The sequence below is a fragment of the Burkholderia sp. BCC0405 genome (assembly GCF_902833075.1).
In the GTDB taxonomy this organism is placed as follows: Bacteria; Pseudomonadota; Gammaproteobacteria; order Burkholderiales; family Burkholderiaceae; genus Burkholderia.
On the sequence record NZ_CADFEO010000016.1, the window covers coordinates 144,104 to 162,598 of the forward strand.

The window sequence follows — 18,495 nt, forward strand, 5'->3', positions numbered from 1 at the left end:
CGAAGCGCACACAGACAAGCAGGAAGAACACATCGGGCAAAGCAATTTTTTTGGATCGATCATGAAGACGTTTTCCGCAAAAGCCCATGAGGTGACGCGCGAATGGTACGTGATTGACGCGACGGATAAGGTTCTCGGCCGTGTTGCCAGCGAAGTGGCACGCCGTCTGCGCGGCAAGCACAAGCCTGAGTTCACCCCGCACGTCGACACTGGTGATTTCATCATCATCATCAACGCAAGCAAGTTGAAGGTCACGGGCAACAAGACTCTGGACAAGAAGTACTACCGTCACTCGGGTTACCCGGGCGGTATCTATGAAACGACGTTCGGCAAGATGCAAGAACGCTTCCCGGGCCGCGCGCTCGAGAAAGCGGTCAAGGGCATGCTGCCGAAGGGCCCGCTCGGCTACGCAATGATCAAGAAGCTGAAGGTCTACGCTGAAGCGACGCATCCGCACTCGGCTCAACAGCCGAAAGCGCTCGAGATCTAAGGGGAGCCCACATGATCGGTAACTGGAACTACGGTACGGGCCGCCGCAAGAGCGCAGTCGCACGTGTCTTCATCAAGGCTGGCAAGGGCGACATCATCGTCAACGGCAAGCCCATCGCTGACTACTTCTCGCGCGAAACGTCGCTGATGATCGTGCGTCAACCGCTGGAACTCACGAACCACGGCCAGACGTTCGACATCAAGGTCAACGTCAACGGCGGCGGCGAAACGGGTCAGGCAGGTGCAGTGCGCCACGGCATCACCCGTGCGCTGATCGACTACGATGCGACGCTGAAGCCGTCGCTGTCGAACGCAGGCTTCGTCACGCGCGATGCACGTGAAGTCGAGCGTAAGAAGGTCGGTCTGCGCAAGGCACGCCGCGCCAAGCAGTTCTCGAAGCGTTAATTCCGCTTCATGGCCTCGCCGCTCCCGGGCGGCGTCCGCCGGAAAAACCGCCAGCGTTCGCGTTGGCGGTTTTTTTATGTCCGTTTCCAGGCGCGTGCCGCCGCGGCCCGCGCGGGCGCGTTTGATGAAATCGACAAGAACCTATTGATTTCATGGACATCAGCACGATCTTCTGATCGGCCCTACAATAGCGGCTAAAGCTTTTTGGAGAGTTCGCAATGAACGCTGTTACCGAATCCGCAGCAACGACGGCCGAAATGCCGGTTCCGTTCGTCTTCACCGACGCCGCGGCCGACAAGGTCAAGCAACTGATCGACGAAGAGGGCAATCCCGACCTGAAGCTGCGCGTGTTCGTGCAGGGCGGCGGCTGCTCCGGCTTCCAGTATGGCTTCACGTTCGACGAGGAAGTCAACGAGGACGACACCGTGATGAACAAGAACGGCGTCCAGCTCCTGATCGACTCGATGAGCTACCAGTACCTGGTCGGCGCCGAGATCGACTACAAGGATGACCTCAACGGCGCCCAGTTCGTGATCAAGAACCCGAACGCGAGCACCACCTGCGGGTGCGGCTCGTCGTTCTCGGTCTGAGCGCACGGCAATTCCGCGCCGGTTCGCCGGAATGAAAAACGGGGCTTCATGCCCCGTTTTTTAATGCCCGCGCGCAATGGCGATGCGGCGCCCGCCGTGCGGCAGGCGTCGCGTCAGCGCGGATAGAGCGCGCCGAGCACGCGGTTGCCGGCCGCCCCGGTGACCGTCGCGAGATTGCCGGGCTGGCGTGCGGCGAAGCGGTACGCGAGCCACGCGAATGCGAGCGCTTCGACCTGCTGCGGCGGCACGCCGAGTGCGTCCGTCGTATCGACCGTGGCCGGCACGCCGGCCGCGTCCAGCGCATGCCGAAGCGCGTCGAGCAGCACCGGATTGCGTGCGCCGCCGCCGCATACGAACACGGCCTTGCAGCCCGCCGCGTGCTGCGCGATCTCGCGTACGACCGACACGGCGGTGAGCGCGGTGAGGGTCGCCTGCACGTCCTCTGGCGCGAGCTGTGCGAACGCGGCGAGCTTCGCGTCGAGCCATGCGGGATTGAACAGGTCGCGCCCGGTGCTTTTCGGCGGTGGTGCGGCGAAATACGGCTCGTCGAGCAGCGCGTCGAGCAGCGGCGCATGGACGGTGCCGCGCGCGGCGAACTTGCCGCCGTCGTCGTATGGCTTGCCGAGATGGCGGGTCGCCCATTCGTCGAGCAGCGCATTCGCGGGGCCGCAGTCGAAGCCGCGCACGTCGCCGCCTTCGCCGGGCAGGATCGTGATGTTGCTGATCCCGCCGAGATTGCAGACGACGCGCGCCTCGCCCGGCGCGCCGAACACCGTGGCATGGAAGGCCGGCGCGAGCGGCGCGCCATGGCCGCCTGCCGCGACGTCGCGGCTGCGGAAATCGGCGATCACGTCGACCTGGGTCAGCTCGGCGAGCAGTGCCGGGTTGTTGATCTGGCGTGTATAGCCGCGCTCGGGGCGATGACGCACGGTCTGGCCGTGCACGCCGATCGCGCGGATCTCGTCGCGCGACAGGCCGGCCTTGCGCTGCAATTCGTGGCAGCACACCGCATAGCGCGTGACCAGCGCGTTCGCCGCGAGCGACTCGCGGTCGATTTCGTCATCGCCGGGCTGCTGCAGTGCGAACAGCGCGTCGCGCAGCGATTGCGCGAAGCCGACGAACGCTTCCGCGAGCACGTTCGGCGCCTTGCCGGCCTCGAAACGGACGGCGACGCCATCGACGCCGTCCATGCTGGTTCCCGACATCAGCCCGAAGTAGATGCCGTCGGCCGGATGGGCGTGTTGCGGCTGTCGTTGCGGCACGTTGGGTTCTCCTGGATCGTGCGGCGCGGGCCGGTGCCGCGCGCCTTGCGCCCGATTATCCGCGCAACGTGACGCGCCGTTAAGCGATGGGCGCGCAAGTTATGGGAAAATCCCTGTCTTTGCGACATTCTTCCTGGCACCGATGAGCACCGAACCCAGTTCCAAGCCCGTTTTCCCGATCACCGACGAAGTCCGGCATGCGCTCGCCGTCACGAAGCGCGGCGTCGACGAACTGCTGGTCGAGGAAGAGTTCGCGCAGAAGCTCGCGCGCAGCGCGGCGACGGGCACGCCGCTTCGCATCAAGCTCGGCCTCGACCCGACCGCGCCTGACATCCACATCGGCCATACGGTCGTGCTGAACAAGATGCGTCAGCTGCAGGACCTCGGCCACACGGTGATCTTCCTGATCGGCGATTTCACGTCGCTGATCGGCGACCCGTCGGGCCGCAACGCGACGCGCCCGCCGCTCACGCGCGAGCAGATCGAATCGAACGCGAAGACCTACTTCGAGCAGGCCGCGCTCGTGCTCGACCGCGACAAGACGGAAATCCGCTACAACAGCGAATGGTCGATGCCGCTCGGCGCGGACGGGATGATCAAGCTCGCGTCGCGCTACACGGTCGCGCGGATCCTCGAGCGCGAGGATTTCACGAAGCGCTTCCAGGGCGGCGTGCCGATCTCGATCCACGAATTCCTGTACCCGCTGATGCAGGGCTACGACTCGGTCGCGCTGAACGCCGATCTCGAGCTCGGCGGCACCGACCAGAAGTTCAACCTGCTGGTCGGCCGCGAGCTGCAGAAGCAGTACGGCCAGGAACAGCAGTGCATTCTCACGATGCCGCTGCTCGAAGGCCTCGACGGCGTCGAGAAGATGTCGAAGTCGAAGGGCAACTACGTCGGCATCAGCGAGCATCCGAACGACATGTTCGGCAAGCTGATGAGCATCTCGGACACGCTGATGTGGCGTTACTTCGAGCTGCTGTCGTTCCGCCCGATGGACGAGATCGCCGGCTTCAAGCGCGAGATCGAAGGCGGCCGCAACCCGCGCGATTTCAAGGTGCTGCTCGCGCAGGAAATCGTCGCACGCTTTCACTCGCAGGCCGACGCCGAGCGTGCGCTCGAGGACTTCAACCACCGCGCGAAGGGCGGCGTACCGGACGACATTCCGTCGGTCACGCTCGCGGGCGCGCCGCTGGCGATCGGCCAGCTGCTGAAGCAGGCCGGCCTCGTGCCGTCGACGAGCGAGGCACTGCGCAACATCGAGCAGGGTGGCGTGAAGATCGATGGCGCGACCGTGTCGGACAAGGGCCTGAAGGTCGAAGCCGGCGAGTTCGTCGTACAGGTCGGCAAGCGCCGCTTCGCACGCGTCACGCTGACCGCATGATCGCGCTGATCCAGCGCGTGAAGCGCGCCGACGTGCGCGTCGGCGAGCGCACGACCGGCGAGATCGGCGCGGGCCTGCTCGCGCTGGTTTGCGCGGAGCGTGGCGACACCGACGCAGCGGCCGACAAGCTGCTCGCGAAGATGCTCGGCTATCGCGTGTTCAGCGACGCCGCCGGCAAGATGAACCTGCCGGTGTCGAATATCGATGGCGAGGGCCGCGCAGGCGGCCTGCTGCTCGTGTCGCAGTTCACGCTGGCGGCCGATACCAACAGCGGGCTGCGTCCGAGCTTCACGCCGGCCGCGCCGCCCGACGAAGGCGCGCGGCTGTTCGACTATTTCGTCGCGGCCGCGCGTGCGCGCCATCCGGTCGTCGAGACGGGCGAGTTCGGCGCCGACATGCAGGTGTCGCTCGTCAACGACGGCCCCGTGACATTCTGGCTGCAAGTGCGGCCCTGATTCTTCCCCGGAGACGCGCCGCGATGGCCACCACGCAGATTCTTTTCATCCGCCATGGCGAGACGGCCTGGAATCGCATCAAGCGTATCCAGGGTCATATCGACATCCCGCTGGCCGAAACGGGCCTCGAGCAGGCGCAGCGGCTTGCCGTGAGGCTCGCGCGTGAGGCGCGTGACGGCGCACGGCTCGACGCGATCTATTCGAGCGACCTGATGCGCGCGCAGCAGACCGCGCAGCCCTTCGCCGACGCGCTCGGGCTTTCGCCGCGGCTGCGAGAAGGGCTGCGCGAACGTTCGTACGGCCAGTTTCAGGGGCACGACAGCGCCGAGATCGAGACGTTGTTCCCCGACGCCTACGCTGCCTGGCAGACGCGCGACCCCGGCTTTGCGCCGGAAGGCGGCGAGTCGCAGCGCGAGTTCTACCACCGCGTGCTGCATGCGCTCGAACCGATCGTGGCCGAGCATCCGGGCGGCCGGATCGCGTGCGTCGCACATGGCGGCGTGCTCGACAGTGTGTACCGGTTTGCGAACGGCATCGAACTGTCGGCACCGCGCAACTATCCGCTGCTCAATACGAGTATCAACGTCGTCGATTACGTCGATGGCCGCGCGCAGATCGTGCAGTGGGCCGACGTGTCGCACCTGGACGCCGCAAGCGACGACGACGGGTATCGCAAGGTACTCTGAGCCCGCAGCCCCGTCCGGCGTCGCCGGCCGGGGCTTTCTTCCTGCGCGGCGCTGGCGGCTTATTGCGGCAGTGCGTGGCGCGTCTTGTAGTCGAGCGCGTACGCGATCTTGCCGGGCTTGTCCGCCGTGATCGGCTGGCGCAGCTTGTCGAATTCTCCCTTGTTGTACTTCTTCCCGCCGTTGATCGCGTCCGCGCGCCCGAGGTCGGCGCCCGTCTTGCCATCGATCACCGGGTCCGTGGCCGCGACCATGCGCGTCGACGCATTCCAGACCGCGTTCAGGTAGCCCGTGTCGGCCTTCGCCGGATCCGGGTCGGTCGTGCCGGCGCGCGTCAGGTCATAGCCGGCGAGCGCGAACGTGCCCGGTTGCGCGCGCAGCCAGTCGGCCCAGTAGAACTCGAGGTAGTCGGTGGCTTGTGCGGGCTTGCTGTAACCGATGTCGCGCGTGAAATAGACGAGCGAGCGGTAGCGGTCGTTCGTCATCCCGAGCTTCAGGCCGAGCCCGGTCGGCAGTTGCGCGGTCGTGATCGCGTTGCCGTCGCCGTTCTTGAGGCGCAGATAGCCTCGGCTCTGCATCTGCTGCCAGAACGCATCGCCCGAGTAGTCGCTGAGGTTGTCCTTGACGACGACGTGCACGTGCAGCGTCGGGCCGCCGTCGGGCGTCTCGTAGTAGGTCGACAGGCCGTGGTGGCCGTCGGTCAAGTACAGCGCATCGCCGTTCGGGCCGATCACGACCGGGTTCAGCACCGAGCGGTCGCGGGCGTTCGCGTCGGTCGTCGCGCACGTGTAGCTCGCGGGCTCGCGCAGCGTCGACCTGGCCGTGTAGCCGCCCGAAGCGACGCCGCCGAGACCTTCGTCCGCGCAGAAGTCGTCGAATTTCTTGTCGGGTTGCAGTTCGTAGCGGCCGAGCTTGTAGTAAATCTGGTCGTAGCCGATTGCGCCCTGCGTCGGGTGGAGGTCGCCGAGCGTCACGTCGATCAGGTCGCCCGCGCGAGCGGCCTTCCACTTGCCCGGTTGCGGCGTGACGGTGGCGGGCGGCGTGGGGGCCGGCGTGGTCGGGGTGCCGACAGAAGGCGTTTGTGCGTCCGAACGCGCGACGGCGGCGACATCGTCGCCTCCGCAGGCGGCGAGGGCGAAGACGGTGAACAGGCTGGCGGCAAGGGCGAAACGGATCGGCAGGCGTGGCATCGCTGGCATCGGGTGTCGGTCGGGTTGGCGGGACACCGCGCGGGTCACGGGCAGGCGTGACGTACGGCACGTGCGACCGTGCGCGGGTGCAAGCCCGTCAGCTTGTCACAGGTATTTGACAGTAAATTGAAATAATAAGAGGAAGCGGATCGTCAGGCTGGCGGAGTGCCGTCGGGCGGTGTCGCAGTGGCGCGGCGGCGCGCACGTTTTGACGCGCCGTTCACGAGCGCCCAGCGGAGCACGGGTGCGACGACGCGTATGCCGGGCCGGACCACCGCGCGTCGCAGCGGTGCGAACGCCGATACGCCGAGCATGCGCTGCGCCCACGGCGGCAGCAGGTCGATTCCCGCATGCATCACCAGCGACGCGGCCGGCCGCAGCGCGGGCTTCGCGACCGGCACGTTCAGCAGGATGGACATCACGTCGAACGTGCGCGGCCCGGCCTCGAGCGCGGGCTGCATGCGCGCGAGATAGGCGGCCACCTCGGCACGCGAACGGGGCACCTCATGTGCGCCGAGCAATTCGGCGATCAATGCCGTTTCGGCGTAGTAGCGGTCCTGCAACTCGCCCGGCAGCGCCGGATTCACGTAGCGCAGATGCGCGGCGAGGAAACTCGACACTTCCGCGACATGCACCCAGGTCAGCAGCGCCGGATCGTCCGCGCGGTATGGCCGACCGTCCGGCGCGGTACCCGATATGTGCGCGTGGATCGATTTCACGCGCTCGATCAGCGCGAGTGCGTCCGCGCGACTGCCGAACGTCGTCCCCGTGATGAACGTGGCGGTGCGCCGCAGGCGGCCGAGGATGTCGGTGCGGAACGACGAGTGATCCCAGACGCCCGCGAGGGCGAGCGGGTGGAGCGCCTGCAACAGCAGCGCGGCGATGCCGCCCGTCATCATCGACGTGAAGTCGGCATGCACGCGCCAGCAGACGGCATCGGGGCCGAACAGCCCCGGGTCTCCCGGCGGCGAAGAGAGGTCGAGTGACGGGCCGCCGCCGCCCGCTGTCAGGTGCGTGACGCCGGCCACGAGCCGCTTGCGGATCGGCTCGGCCCAGCGCGGGCCCGGCGCGGGTGCGGCAGGGTGGGAGCTGGGCGGTGTCGTCATGGCGGGTGCGGCTCGGGCGACGGGTTACTTCCCGTCGGGGGTATCCCACTCGCCGCGTTCGGTGCGGCCGGTGTCGGGTACGGAAAGCCCGAAGTGGCGATACGTGAGCAGCGTCGCGACGCGACCGCGCGGCGTGCGCTGCAGGAAGCCCTGCTGGATCAGGTACGGTTCGAGGACGTCCTCGATCGTGTCGCGCTCTTCGCCGATCGCCGCCGCGAGGTTGTCGATACCGACCGGGCCGCCGTCGAACTTGTACAGGATCGCCTCGAGCAGCTTGCGGTCCATCAGGTCGAAGCCGACCGGATCGACGTCGAGCATCGCGAGCGCGGCATCGGCGACGGCCGAGGTGATCTGGCCGTCGGCTTTTACTTCCGCGAAATCGCGCACGCGGCGCAGCAGCCGGTTCGCGATCCGCGGCGTGCCGCGCGAGCGCTTCGCGATTTCGAGCGCGCCGTTCGGATCGATCTGCGCGTTCAGCAGCGACGCCGAGCGCCGCACGATGCGCGACAGCTGGTCGGCGTCGTAGAACTCGAGGCGCGCGACGATTCCGAAACGATCGCGCAGCGGGTTGGTCAGCATCCCGGCGCGGGTGGTGGCGCCGACCAGCGTGAACGGCTGCAGGTCGAGCTTCACGCTGCGCGCGGCCGGGCCTTCGCCGATCATGATGTCGATCTGGTAATCCTCGAGTGCCGGATACAGGATTTCCTCGACGACCGGCGACAGCCGGTGGATCTCGTCGATGAACAGCACGTCGTTCGCTTCGAGGTTCGTCAGCAGCGCCGCGAGGTCGCCCGCGCGCTCGAGCACGGGGCCCGACGTCTGGCGCAGGTTCACGCCCATCTCCCGCGCGATGATGTGTGCGAGCGTCGTCTTGCCGAGGCCCGGCGGCCCGAACAGCAGCACGTGGTCGAGCGGCTCGGAGCGGCGCTTGGCGGCTTCGATGAAGATCTCGAGCTGGCCGCGCACCTTTTCCTGGCCGACGTAGTCGTCGAGCTGGCGCGGCCGCAGCGCACGTTCGAACACCTCCTCGTGCGACGAGGCGGGTGAGGCGGCGATGATCCGCTGCTCGGTGGCGAGTTTGTCGGTTTCAATCATGCGGCCATTGTACCGCGCGCCGCTGTCCCGCCTACCTGGCCGAACGGCCGACTGGCGAGCGCCGCGCGGCCGCGCGACACTGGCTTCAACGCACCGGTTGGCGGCGCGTCAAGCGGGCGTTACACCTTCGACAGCGCCTTCAATGCGAGCTTGATGCCTTCGGATACGCCGGTACCCGCCGGCACGTTCTTGATCGCGGCAAGGCCTTCCTTTTCGGAATAGCCGAGCGCAAGCAGCGCGTTGAGGATGTCGGTCGCGTGGTCGGACTGCGATGCGGCGCCGGCGAGCGCGCCGAGATCGGCGCCGAGCTTGCCCTTCAGTTCGAGCAGCAGGCGCTCGGCCGTCTTCTTGCCGATGCCGGGCACGCGCGTGAGGCGCGCGGCGTCCTGCATCGTCACGGCCTGCGCGAGTTCCTGCACGCTCATGCCGGACAGCACGGCGAGCGCCATGCGCGCGCCGATGCCGGTGATCTTCAGCAGCTCGCGGAAGGTCGTGCGCTCCTGCGGCGTGAGGAAGCCATACAGCAGATGCGCGTCCTCGCGGACGATCTGCTGCGTGAGCAGCACGACGCGCTCGCCCGTTTGCGGCAGGTTGTAGAAGGTGCTCATCGGCACGTCGATTTCGTAGCCGACGCCGTTGCAGTCGACGAGCAGGTGAGGCGGGTTCTTTTCGAGCAGGATGCCGGCGATGCGACCGATCATGGATGGCGGGATACGAGGAAGAAAGCGCGAGTGTAGCGCACGCGCGGCGCCATGCCGACGGGATCGGCCATCGGGCCGGGGCGATGCGCGTCGCAAGTGCGTCGCGCGCTGGCGCGGCGGCCGATCCGGCGTGCCGCGTGAGGGCGCGCCGGTGTCAGCCGACCAACCGCCCGCGCCGCACGCGCAGCCCCTTCTTCGCGAGCGCGGGCGCGAGGCCGCCGAGCGCGCTGAGCGTGTCGCCGCCGTGCGCGTGGCAGATCGCCATGCCGAGCGCATCGGCCGCGTCGGAGCCCGGTTGTCCGGAGAGGTTGAGCAGCCGCGTGACCATTTCCTGCATCTGAGTCTTGGTCGCGCGGCCGTAGCCGACCACCGCCTGCTTGAGCTGCAGCGCCGTGTATTCGGCCACGGGCAGGCCGCCCGCGACGAGGCCGCAGATCGCGGCGCCACGCGCCTGGCCGAGCAGCAGCGTCGACTGCGGGTTCACGTTGACGAACACTTTTTCGATCGCGGCCTGGTCGGGGGCATGCTCGCGCACGATGGTCGATACGCCCTGGAAGATCGTGCCGAGGCGGGTGGCCAGGTCGGCGGTCGGCGTGCGGATCACGCCGCTCGCAACATACGCGAGCCGGTGGCCGCTGACGTCGATGACGCCGAAGCCGGTGACGCGCAGGCCGGGGTCGATGCCGAGAATTCGCATGGGTAGGGAGAAAAGCCTGATGCAGCGATACTACAACGAATGGTGCGGTGCGCTGGCCGCACGGCCGCGTACGAGGGCGCGGCGCAATAAAAAACCCGGCGGGTGCAGCGCCGCCGGGTTGTCGTGCAGCGGCCGCGCGGGCCGCGCGCGATCAGTGACGGAAGTGGCGCACGCCCGTCAGGATCATCGCGATGTTGTGCTCGTCGGCTGCCGCGATCACTTCGTCATCGCGCATCGAGCCGCCCGGCTGGATCACGCAGGTCGCGCCGGCCGCCACGACGACGTCGAGGCCGTCGCGGAACGGGAAGAACGCATCCGATGCCACAGCCGAACCGGCCAGCGTCAGGCCCGCGTTCTGCGCCTTGATGCTCGCGATGCGCGCGGAATCGACACGGCTCATCTGGCCTGCGCCGACGCCGAGCGTCATGCCGTTGCCGCAGAACACGATCGCGTTCGACTTCACGTACTTCGCGACACGCCAGGCGAACAGCAGGTCGTCCATTTCCTTCGGCGTCGGGTGGCGCTTCGTGACGACGCGCAGCTCGTGCGGCTGCACGTTCTTCGAGTCGAGCGACTGCACGAGCAGGCCGCCGCCCACGCGCTTCAGGTCGAACGCGTTATGGCCGTCGCCCAGCGCGATTTCGAGCAGGCGCACGTTCTGCTTCGCGGCGAACACCTGCTTCGCGGCGTCGGAGAACGACGGAGCGATCAGCACTTCGACGAACTGCTTCGCAACCGCTTGCGCGGCCGCTTCGTCGACTTCGCGGTTGAACGCGATGATGCCGCCGAAGGCCGACGTGGGATCGGTCTGGAACGCCTTCGCGTACGCGTCGGCCGAATCGTTGCCGACCGCGACGCCGCACGGGTTCGCATGCTTGATGATCACGCAGGCCGGCGCGTCGAACGTCTTCACGCATTCCCACGCCGCGTCCGAATCGGCGATGTTGTTGTACGACAGTTCCTTGCCCTGCAGCTGGCGGTAGTTCGCCAGCGCGCCGGCCGGCGTCGCGAGGTCGCGGTAGAACGCGGCGCTCTGGTGCGGGTTCTCGCCGTAGCGCAGGTCCTGCACCTTGTCGAACGCCATGTTCAGCGTCGCCGGGTACGCGCTGCGCGATGCGTGCTTCAGCTCGTCGGTCAGGCTCGTCAGGTAGTTCGTGATCGCGCCGTCGTATTGCGCGGTGTGCGCGAACACCTTCGTCGCGAGGCGGAAGTTGGTCGCATAGCCGACCGCATTGCCGTTCGCCTTCATTTCATCGAGCACGACCGCGTAATCGGCCGGATCGACGACGACCGTCACGTCGCGGTGGTTCTTCGCGGCCGAGCGCAGCATCGTCGGGCCGCCGATGTCGATGTTCTCGATCGCGTCGGCGAGCGTGCAGTCGTCCTTCGCGATCGTCGCGACGAACGGGTACAGGTTCACGACGAGCAGGTCGATCGTCGGGATGCCGTGCTGTTCCAGCGCCTGCATGTGCTCGGGCAGGTCGCGGCGAGCCAGGATGCCGCCGTGCACCTTCGGGTGGAGCGTCTTCACGCGCCCATCGAGCATTTCCGGGAAGCCCGTGTAATCAGCCACTTCGGTAACGGGCAGGCCCGCGTCGGCGAGCAGTTTCGCGGTGCCGCCCGTCGACAGCAGCTTGACGCCGAGGTCGGACAGCGACTTCGCGAAGTCGACGATGCCGGTCTTGTCGGAAACGGAAATGAGCGCTTGCTTGATCATGATGGAACCACCAATAGCCAGGGAAATGGGGACGGGACGGCCGCCTACAGCAGGCCGTGCTGCTGCAGTTTCTTGCGCAGCGTATTGCGATTGATGCCGAGGTACTCGGCGGCGAGCGACTGGTTGCCGCCTGCCTGTACGAGCACGACCTCGAGCATCGGCTTTTCGACGCAGGACATCACCATTTCATAGACGTCGTGCGGATTGGAGCCGTCTAGATCCCGGAAATACACGTCCAGGCTCTCGCGGACACATTGTTCGATGTTGTGCTTGCTCATGCTGCTAACTGGTTATGGTCGTCCGACTCGCCCTGGCCGTTTTCCTCTTCGTCATCGACGTAGACGAGGTGGTCCGACAGCGCCTTTTGCGCCTCGAAGAAGGCATTGACGGCGGCGAGCTGCTCGCGGGTGGAATCGAGCGTGTTCATCCTGTGCCGGAACCCGTTGGCACCGGAAAGGCCGCGAGTGTACCAGCCGATGTGCTTGCGCGCAGTACGGACTCCCGTGAATTCACCATAGAAAGCGTAGTGGTCTTCCAGGTGTTCGTTCATCACGTGCTGGATCTCGTCGATCCGCGGCGGGGGCAGCAGCTCGCCGGTTTGCAGGAAATGGTCGATTTCGCGGAACAGCCATGGCCGACCTTGCGCGGCACGACCGATCATCAGTGCGTCGGCGCCGGTTGCGTCGAGCACGGCCTTCGCCTTCGCGGGCGACGTGATGTCGCCGTTCGCGACCACCGGAATCCGCACCGCCGCCTTCACGGCCGCGATGGTTTCGTATTCGGCGTCGCCGCGGTACAGGTCGGCGCGCGTGCGGCCGTGCACGGTGAGCATCGAGATGCCGGCGGCTTCGGCCAGGCGCGCGACCGTGATCGCGTTCTTGTGCTCGCGATCCCAGCCCGTGCGGATCTTCAGCGTGACGGGCACCGCATCGGGCCCCGTGCCGACCGCCGCGACGACGGCCTCGACGATGCGCTGCACGAGCGGCTCGTTCTGCAGCAGCGCGGAGCCGGCCGCGACGTTGCAGACCTTCTTCGCCGGGCAGCCCATGTTGATGTCGATGATCTGCGCGCCGTTGTCGACGTTGTAGCGGGCCGCTTCGGCCATCATCGCGGGATCGGCGCCGGCGATCTGGACCGCAATCGGCTCGACCTCGCCTTCGTGGTTCGCGCGCCGCATCGTCTTCGCGCTTTTCCACAGCTGCGCATTGGACGCGACCATCTCGGACACGGCGTAACCGGCTCCCAGCCGCTTGCAGAGCTGGCGGAACGGACGATCCGTGACGCCGGCCATCGGGGCGACGAACAGGTTGTTACGCAATACGTGAGGGCCGATAACGGGCATCGCAATGGCACCGCCTGCGGCGGGCGCGGGCAGGGAAGAGGCAGACGGAAACGCGCATTTTACCGTATTCCCATGCCCCGCCGATTTGACCCGGTTTGAGTGGCGCGACTGTGCGCGCCGCGCGTCAGTTGCGCTGGCCGAACATCATCTGGCGCGCGATCGCCTTCTTGAGCGGCGGCACGAACTCGAGCGCGGTGAGCGCGGCGCCGCGCAGCAGCGGGAGCGGGCCCGAGTCGATCGTGAACAGGCGAGCCAGCGTGTCGGTCGCGCCGATCGTGAAGCGCCGGTCGAGTGCGCGTCGCGCGTTGAAGGTGGCGAGCGCGGTGGCTTCGAAGCCTTGCGCGGACAGCGTATCGACGAGCGTATGCGCATCGCGCAGCCCGAGGTTGAGCCCCTGGCCGGCGACGGGGTGCAGGGTTTGGGCGGCATTGCCGACGATCGCGACGCGGCCGTTGACGAGCGTCTGCGCGGCGTTCAGGCCGAGCGGGAACGACGCGCGGCCCGCGATCGCGACGAACGCGCCCATGCGTTCGCCGAACGCGGCGCCGAGCTCGCGCAGAAATACGTCGTCGGGCAGCGCGGCACGGCGCGCGGCTTCGCCGGGCGCGCAGCACCAGACGAGCGCGTACTCGGCCTGGCGCGGCCCGCCGAGCGGCAGCAGCGCGAGCGGGCCTTCGTGCGTGAAGCGTTCCCACGCGACGTTCGGGCGCGGCGCCGATACGGTGACCGTGCCGACGAGCGCGGTCTGCCCGTAGTCGCGGCGATGCTTGGCCGTATCGGCCTGCTGTTCGTGGAACAGCCCGCCTTCGGCGTTGATGGCGATGCGTGCGCGCAGCGTGCGCTCGCCTTGCGGGCCGTCGAGCGTCAGCGTGACGCCGTCGGCGTCCTGTTGCGGCGCGCGCGCGGTGGTCGACGTGAGCCAGTCGACGCGCGTGCCGCGCACGGCGCCCGCGAGCGCCTGCATGAGCGAGCCGTAGCGCACGACATAGCCGAGCGCGGCGAGGTCGTGCTCGTCGCGGTCGATCAGCGTGCGGCCGAAATGGCCGCGCTGCGAGACGTGGATGTGTTCGATCGGCGTCGCGTCGGCGGGCCACGCGAGGGTGTCGAGCAGCACGCGGCTGCCGTGCGACACGGCGATCGCACGCGGATCGTTCGCGCTCGCGGCCGGTTCACGTGCATCGATCAGGGCGATCGATGCGTGCTGCGTCGCGCTGCGGCGCGCGAGCCAGCCGGCGAGCGCGAGCCCGACGGGGCCCGCGCCGACGATGGCGAGGTCATAGGCCGGCGTGGCCGGGGAGGATGCGGTCGTCATCTTGATTCGTGAAACGGAGGTAACGGTCGGCGATAGCCGGTCATGCGCCCGCGCGCATCAGCGCTTCGATCTCGTCCGCCGCGACGGGCACGCCGCGCGTGATCAGCTCGCAGCCGTGCTCGCGAACGATCGCGTCGTCCTCGATGCGGATGCCGATGTTCCAGTACTCGGGCGGCACGTCGTCGGCGGCGCGCACGTACAGGCCCGGTTCGATCGTCAGCGTCATGCCGGTTTTCAGCGTGCGCCAAGGCAGCGCGCCGTTGGCGTCACGCTCGGCGAGCCGCTCGCGGTAGTCGCCGCAATCGTGCACGTCCATGCCGATCCAGTGGCCGGTGCGGTGCATGTAGAAGCGCGCGTACGCGCGCTCGGCGATCACGTCGTCGACGTTCGAGAAGCGCGTTTTCGGGATGATGCCGGTGTCGAGCAGCCCCTGCGCGAGTACGCGCACGGCGGCGTCGTGCGGCGCCTCGAACGGCACGCCGGCGCGGGTCGCGTCGATCGCGGCCTGCTGCGCGGCGAGCACGATGTCGTACAGCGTGCGTTGTGCAGGCGAGAAGCGCCCGTTGGCCGGGAACGTGCGCGTGATGTCCGACGCGTAGCCGTCGAGTTCGCACGCGGCGTCGATCAGGATCAGGTCGCCATCTTTCGCGACCGCATTGCCGGCCGGGTAGTGCAGCACGCACGCGTTCGCGCCGGCCGCGACGATCGAGCCGTACGCGGGCGACTGCGCGCCATGCTTGCGGAATACGTACAGCAGCTCGGCCTCGAGTTCGTATTCGCGGATGCCGGGGCGGCACGCCTGCATCGCACGGCGGTGCGCGAGCGCGGAGATGTGCGCGGCGCGCATCATGATCGCGAGCTCGTGCTCGTCCTTCACGAGCCGCATGTCGTCGAGCAGCGGCGTGAGGTCGAGCATCGCGTCCGGCGCGGCGACGCCCGTGCGCGCCAGCGTGCGCACCGCGTCGATCCAGCCCGCGAGCTGCCGGTCGAAGTCGGCCGATGCGCCGAAGCGGTAGTGCACGGTGCCCGCGTCGGCGAGCAGGCGCGGCATCTCGGTGTCGATCACGTCGACCGCGAACGCCGCGTCGAAGCCGAACGCGTCGCGCGCGGCTTCGGGCCCGTAATGGAAGCCTTCCCAGATTTCCCGGTCGGCATTCTTGCCGCGGCAGAACAGGATCGACTCCGGCGCGCCGTGCGGCGCGGCCGCGTTCAGCACGAGGACGGCATCCGGCTCGCTGAAGCCCGTCAGGTAGTGGAAGTAGCTGTCGAACCGGTACGGATAGTCCGTATCGCGGTTGCGCGGCACTTCGGGCGCGGTGGGGACGATGGCGACGCCGCCGCCGGCGGCACGCAGTGCGGCAAGCACGCGTTCACGGCGCTGGCGGTAGACGTCGACGGCGATGGCGGTATCGAGGGGCGCGTTCATTCGTGCGATTGTAGCGCCGCGGGACGCCGTGCGTGAGAGAGGGGGCGGGAAGCGGCCCTGGAAGGGCCGCGCGGCGGTTGTTGCAAACCATCCACAGGCCGTTCGGGCGATTTTCTGTCGCGCGACGCTGGCCGGTTATGATCGGCGACAACGTATACTCTCGGCGGTTCCCTTAAAAAGGCAGATGATGAAATTAATCGGTTCGCTCAGCAGCCCGTACGTCCGCAAGGCGCGGATCGTGCTGGCTGAAAAGAAGATCGACTACAAGCTGGAGCTCGAGAACGTGTGGGCGCCGGAGACGGATATTCATGCGTCGAATCCGCTCGGCAAGGTCCCGTGCCTCGTGATGGAAGACGGTGCCGCGGTGTTCGATTCCCGCGTGATCTGCGAATACGTCGATACGCTGTCGCCGGTCGGCAAGCTGATTCCGCCGTCGGGCCGCGAGCGCGTCGAGGTGCGCTGCTGGGAAGCGCTGGGCGACGGCGTGCTCGACGCGGCGGTCGCGATTCGTCTCGAACACACGATGCGCGACGAGGCGCAGCGCAGCGCGAGCTGGATCGCGCGCCAGCAGCGCAAGATCGACGACGGTCTCGTCGCGATGTCGCAGGGTCTCGGCGGCAAGACGTGGTGCGTCGGTAATCATTACTCGCTCGCGGACATCGCGCTCGGCTGCGCGCTCGGCTATCTCGACTTCCGGATGCCCGAGGTCAATTGGCGCGATCGCCATCCGAACCTTGACAAGCACTTCGCGAAGCTGCTGCAGCGGCCGTCGTTCGCCGACACGCTGCCGCAGAACTGAGCCGCACGCGACGCATTCGCGCGTTGACGGATTCGGCAGACAAAAGAAAAGCGCCCCGCGGGGCGCTTTTCTTTTTGCCGGGCCTCCCCGTGGCGGGGGAGGTCGCCCGCGTCATTCGATCGACGCGTACACGGCCTCGCCGAGCGTGAACGAATCGCTGCGCGCAATCGGCCACCACTTGTCGTACAGCGTAAAGCCGCACGTGTTGCCGTCGAGCAGCGCGCCCGGCTTCAGGTACTTCAGCAACTGCGACATCAACCGGACCTCGTGCGGCGCGATGCGCTGCACGATGTGATGCGCACGCAGCTCCGACGGATGCGCGAGGCCGGCTGCCTGCACGAGCTCCTGCAGCGCGTGCAGCGTATTGCGGTGGAAGTTGTATACGCGCTCGGCCTTGTCGGGCACGACGAGCGCGCGCTGGCGCACCGGATCCTGCGTCGCGACGCCGGTCGGGCAACGGCCCGTGTGGCAGGTCTGCGCCTGGATGCAGCCGACCGCGAACATGAAGCCGCGCGCCGAGTTCACCCAGTCCGCGCCGATCGCGAGCGTGCGGGCGACGTCGAACGCACTGATGATCTTGCCGCTCGCGCCGATCTTCACGCGATCGCGCACGCCGATCCCCACGAGCGTGTTGTGCACGAGCAGCAATCCTTCCTGCAGCGGCACGCCGACGTGGTCGGTGAATTCGAGCGGCGCCGCGCCCGTGCCGCCTTCCGCGCCGTCGACGACGATGAAGTCCGGCACGATGCCGGTCTCGAGCATCGCCTTCGCGATCCCGAAGAATTCCCACGGATGGCCGACGCACAGCTTGAAGCCGGTCGGCTTGCCGCCCGACAGCGTGCGCAGCCGTTCGACGAATTCGAGCAGCCCGCGCGGCGTGGAGAACTCCGAGTGCGTCGCGGGCGAGATGCAGTCCTTGCCCATCGGCACGCCGCGCGTCTCGGCGATTTCCGGCGTGATCTTCGCGGCCGGCAGCACGCCGCCGTGGCCGGGCTTCGCGCCCTGCGACAGCTTCACCTCGATCATCTTGACCTGCGGATCGGCGGCCTGCTTCGCGAACCTGTCGGGGTTGAATGTGCCGTCGTCATTGCGGCAGCCGAAGTAGCCGGACGCGATTTCCCAGATGATGTCGCCACCGTTTTCGCGGTGGTACTTCGACAGCGAGCCTTCGCCCGTGTCGTGCGCGAACCCGCCTTTCTTCGCGCCGAGGTTCAGCGAGCGGATCGCGTTCGCGGACAGCGAGCCGAAGCTCATCGCCGAGATATTGAAGATCGAAATGTCGTACGGCTGCGCGCGATTCGCGCCGACGCGGACGCGGAAATCGTGGTTCGGCAGTTTCGTCGGCGCGAGCGAGTGGCTGATCCATTCGTGCGCGACGGCCTTCACGTTCAGCTCGGTGCCGTACGGGCGATTGTCGGCGACATTTTTCGCGCGCTGGTAGACGAGGCTGCGCTGCGCGCGCGAGAACGGCTTCTCGTCGGTGTCGTCCTCGACGAAATACTGGCGGATTTCAGGTCGGATGAATTCGAACAGGAAGCGGAAGTGGCCCCAGAGCGGGTAGTTGCGCAGGATCGCGTGGCGGTCCTGCCTCAGGTCGTACAGGCCGAGCGCGACGAGGGCGAAGGGAATGATGACCCAGAACCAGGAAAGCGCGTGGATCGAGGCGAGCGCGGCCGCAGCGACGAGCAGCAGGACCGCAAACCACATCGCCAGATAGCGTCGTGAAAGCATGGGGACTCCGTAAGAATCTTGAAATACCGCCATGCGTGCGCTGCGCGGCGGCGTGCCGGCCGCGGCGGAATCGTGTTCTGCCGGGCGCGGCGTGCCGCAAGTCTAAACCGA

Annotated in this window: 19 protein-coding genes; 7 read left to right on the forward strand and 12 right to left on the reverse strand. The window is 67.4% G+C overall.

Annotation, left to right across the window (positions count from 1 at the left end; translation table 11 throughout):
- Nucleotides 1–61: 61 nt before the first annotated feature.
- From rplM to erpA, 3 genes are all read left to right on the forward strand, one after another.
- Nucleotides 62–490 (forward strand): 50S ribosomal protein L13, encoded by a 429-nt coding sequence (gene rplM, locus HWX36_RS25035; RefSeq protein ID WP_009687896.1) that lies wholly within the window; start codon nucleotides 62–64, stop codon nucleotides 488–490.
- Between the two features lie 11 nt (nucleotides 491–501).
- Nucleotides 502–894, forward strand: coding sequence for a 30S ribosomal protein S9 (gene rpsI / locus HWX36_RS25040; protein WP_011883283.1), 393 nt, complete (start codon nucleotides 502–504; stop codon nucleotides 892–894).
- A 218-nt stretch (nucleotides 895–1,112) separates the two neighbouring features.
- Nucleotides 1,113–1,484 (forward strand): iron-sulfur cluster insertion protein ErpA, encoded by a 372-nt coding sequence (gene erpA, locus HWX36_RS25045; protein ID WP_011350956.1) that lies wholly within the window; start codon nucleotides 1,113–1,115, stop codon nucleotides 1,482–1,484.
- A gap of 113 nt (nucleotides 1,485–1,597) precedes the next feature.
- On the opposite strand, the gene HWX36_RS25050 is transcribed toward erpA, so the two are convergent.
- Complete coding sequence (locus HWX36_RS25050; protein ID WP_175955720.1) at nucleotides 1,598–2,746, reverse strand: anhydro-N-acetylmuramic acid kinase; 1,149 nt, start codon at nucleotides 2,744–2,746, stop codon at nucleotides 1,598–1,600.
- A gap of 142 nt (nucleotides 2,747–2,888) precedes the next feature.
- On the opposite strand from HWX36_RS25050, the gene tyrS reads away from it, so the two are divergent.
- From tyrS to HWX36_RS25065, 3 genes are read left to right on the forward strand one after another with little or no spacing between them, the layout of a single operon-like run.
- The gene (gene tyrS / locus HWX36_RS25055) at nucleotides 2,889–4,130 is read left to right on the forward strand and encodes a tyrosine--tRNA ligase (RefSeq protein WP_039361454.1); all 1,242 of its coding nucleotides are present in this window, start codon (nucleotides 2,889–2,891) and stop codon (nucleotides 4,128–4,130) included.
- The gene (gene dtd / locus HWX36_RS25060) at nucleotides 4,127–4,585 is read left to right on the forward strand and encodes a D-aminoacyl-tRNA deacylase (protein WP_048251602.1); all 459 of its coding nucleotides are present in this window, start codon (nucleotides 4,127–4,129) and stop codon (nucleotides 4,583–4,585) included. Before tyrS ends, dtd begins: the two co-directional genes overlap by 4 nt.
- 23 nt (nucleotides 4,586–4,608) lie before the next feature.
- Nucleotides 4,609–5,271, forward strand: coding sequence for a histidine phosphatase family protein (locus HWX36_RS25065; RefSeq protein ID WP_175955722.1), 663 nt, complete (start codon nucleotides 4,609–4,611; stop codon nucleotides 5,269–5,271).
- Nucleotides 5,272–5,330: 59 nt separating this feature from the next.
- Here the strand turns inward: HWX36_RS25065 and HWX36_RS25070 are convergent, their stop codons facing one another.
- The 10 genes from HWX36_RS25070 to HWX36_RS25115 form a co-directional block, all read right to left on the reverse strand.
- Nucleotides 5,331–6,458 carry a ParB/Srx family N-terminal domain-containing protein gene (locus HWX36_RS25070; protein ID WP_175955809.1) on the reverse strand — a complete coding sequence of 376 codons (1,128 nt, stop codon included), beginning with the start codon at nucleotides 6,456–6,458 and terminating at the stop codon, nucleotides 5,331–5,333.
- A 152-nt stretch (nucleotides 6,459–6,610) separates the two neighbouring features.
- Complete coding sequence (locus tag HWX36_RS25075; protein ID WP_175955723.1) at nucleotides 6,611–7,564, reverse strand: oxygenase MpaB family protein; 954 nt, start codon at nucleotides 7,562–7,564, stop codon at nucleotides 6,611–6,613.
- Between the two features lie 24 nt (nucleotides 7,565–7,588).
- Nucleotides 7,589–8,659: a Holliday junction branch migration DNA helicase RuvB gene (gene ruvB, locus HWX36_RS25080; RefSeq protein WP_175955725.1), complete on the reverse strand. Its 1,071-nt coding sequence runs from the start codon at nucleotides 8,657–8,659 to the stop codon at nucleotides 7,589–7,591.
- Between the two features lie 119 nt (nucleotides 8,660–8,778).
- Nucleotides 8,779–9,360: a Holliday junction branch migration protein RuvA gene (gene ruvA, locus HWX36_RS25085; RefSeq protein WP_175955727.1), complete on the reverse strand. Its 582-nt coding sequence runs from the start codon at nucleotides 9,358–9,360 to the stop codon at nucleotides 8,779–8,781.
- Between the two features lie 154 nt (nucleotides 9,361–9,514).
- The gene (gene ruvC, locus HWX36_RS25090; RefSeq protein WP_175955729.1) at nucleotides 9,515–10,057 is read right to left on the reverse strand and encodes a crossover junction endodeoxyribonuclease RuvC; all 543 of its coding nucleotides are present in this window, start codon (nucleotides 10,055–10,057) and stop codon (nucleotides 9,515–9,517) included.
- Nucleotides 10,058–10,208: 151 nt separating this feature from the next.
- Nucleotides 10,209–11,774, reverse strand: a complete 1,566-nt coding sequence (gene purH, locus HWX36_RS25095; protein ID WP_175955731.1) for a bifunctional phosphoribosylaminoimidazolecarboxamide formyltransferase/IMP cyclohydrolase — start codon at nucleotides 11,772–11,774, stop codon at nucleotides 10,209–10,211.
- Nucleotides 11,775–11,818: 44 nt separating this feature from the next.
- On the reverse strand, nucleotides 11,819–12,052 hold the full coding sequence (locus HWX36_RS25100) for a Fis family transcriptional regulator (RefSeq protein WP_006476892.1): 234 nt from the start codon (nucleotides 12,050–12,052) through the stop codon (nucleotides 11,819–11,821).
- Complete coding sequence (dusB, locus tag HWX36_RS25105) at nucleotides 12,049–13,116, reverse strand: tRNA dihydrouridine synthase DusB (protein WP_085041740.1); 1,068 nt, start codon at nucleotides 13,114–13,116, stop codon at nucleotides 12,049–12,051. Before dusB ends, HWX36_RS25100 begins: the two co-directional genes overlap by 4 nt.
- A 124-nt stretch (nucleotides 13,117–13,240) precedes the next feature.
- Nucleotides 13,241–14,428 (reverse strand): UbiH/UbiF/VisC/COQ6 family ubiquinone biosynthesis hydroxylase, encoded by a 1,188-nt coding sequence (locus tag HWX36_RS25110; RefSeq protein ID WP_175955733.1) that lies wholly within the window; start codon nucleotides 14,426–14,428, stop codon nucleotides 13,241–13,243.
- A 40-nt stretch (nucleotides 14,429–14,468) separates the two neighbouring features.
- Nucleotides 14,469–15,854, reverse strand: a complete 1,386-nt coding sequence (locus tag HWX36_RS25115) for an aminopeptidase P N-terminal domain-containing protein (protein WP_175955735.1) — start codon at nucleotides 15,852–15,854, stop codon at nucleotides 14,469–14,471.
- 184 nt (nucleotides 15,855–16,038) lie between these two features.
- On the opposite strand from HWX36_RS25115, the gene HWX36_RS25120 reads away from it, so the two are divergent.
- Nucleotides 16,039–16,653, forward strand: coding sequence for a glutathione S-transferase N-terminal domain-containing protein (locus tag HWX36_RS25120; protein ID WP_175955737.1), 615 nt, complete (start codon nucleotides 16,039–16,041; stop codon nucleotides 16,651–16,653).
- A 111-nt stretch (nucleotides 16,654–16,764) separates the two neighbouring features.
- Here the strand turns inward: HWX36_RS25120 and HWX36_RS25125 are convergent, their stop codons facing one another.
- Nucleotides 16,765–18,384, reverse strand: a complete 1,620-nt coding sequence (locus tag HWX36_RS25125; RefSeq protein WP_175955739.1) for an FMN-binding glutamate synthase family protein — start codon at nucleotides 18,382–18,384, stop codon at nucleotides 16,765–16,767.
- Nucleotides 18,385–18,495 lie beyond the last annotated feature (111 nt).

Coding starts and splice junctions, on each gene's coding strand:
- purH (WP_175955731.1), bottom strand. CDS start 11,774: ATGATCAAGCAAGCGCTCATTTCCGTTTCCGACAAGACCGGCATCGTC.
- dtd (WP_048251602.1), top strand. CDS start 4,127: ATGATCGCGCTGATCCAGCGCGTGAAGCGCGCCGACGTGCGCGTCGGC.
- HWX36_RS25120 (WP_175955737.1), top strand. CDS start 16,039: ATGATGAAATTAATCGGTTCGCTCAGCAGCCCGTACGTCCGCAAGGCG.
- tyrS (WP_039361454.1), top strand. CDS start 2,889: ATGAGCACCGAACCCAGTTCCAAGCCCGTTTTCCCGATCACCGACGAA.
- HWX36_RS25065 (WP_175955722.1), top strand. CDS start 4,609: ATGGCCACCACGCAGATTCTTTTCATCCGCCATGGCGAGACGGCCTGG.
- ruvA (WP_175955727.1), bottom strand. CDS start 9,360: ATGATCGGTCGCATCGCCGGCATCCTGCTCGAAAAGAACCCGCCTCAC.
- HWX36_RS25070 (WP_175955809.1), bottom strand. CDS start 6,458: ATGCCACGCCTGCCGATCCGTTTCGCCCTTGCCGCCAGCCTGTTCACC.
- rpsI (WP_011883283.1), top strand. CDS start 502: ATGATCGGTAACTGGAACTACGGTACGGGCCGCCGCAAGAGCGCAGTC.
- erpA (WP_011350956.1), top strand. CDS start 1,113: ATGAACGCTGTTACCGAATCCGCAGCAACGACGGCCGAAATGCCGGTT.
- HWX36_RS25110 (WP_175955733.1), bottom strand. CDS start 14,428: ATGACGACCGCATCCTCCCCGGCCACGCCGGCCTATGACCTCGCCATC.
- dusB (WP_085041740.1), bottom strand. CDS start 13,116: ATGCCCGTTATCGGCCCTCACGTATTGCGTAACAACCTGTTCGTCGCC.
- HWX36_RS25075 (WP_175955723.1), bottom strand. CDS start 7,564: ATGACGACACCGCCCAGCTCCCACCCTGCCGCACCCGCGCCGGGCCCG.
- ruvB (WP_175955725.1), bottom strand. CDS start 8,659: ATGATTGAAACCGACAAACTCGCCACCGAGCAGCGGATCATCGCCGCC.
- HWX36_RS25100 (WP_006476892.1), bottom strand. CDS start 12,052: ATGAGCAAGCACAACATCGAACAATGTGTCCGCGAGAGCCTGGACGTG.
- HWX36_RS25115 (WP_175955735.1), bottom strand. CDS start 15,854: ATGAACGCGCCCCTCGATACCGCCATCGCCGTCGACGTCTACCGCCAG.
- rplM (WP_009687896.1), top strand. CDS start 62: ATGAAGACGTTTTCCGCAAAAGCCCATGAGGTGACGCGCGAATGGTAC.
- ruvC (WP_175955729.1), bottom strand. CDS start 10,057: ATGCGAATTCTCGGCATCGACCCCGGCCTGCGCGTCACCGGCTTCGGC.
- HWX36_RS25125 (WP_175955739.1), bottom strand. CDS start 18,384: ATGCTTTCACGACGCTATCTGGCGATGTGGTTTGCGGTCCTGCTGCTC.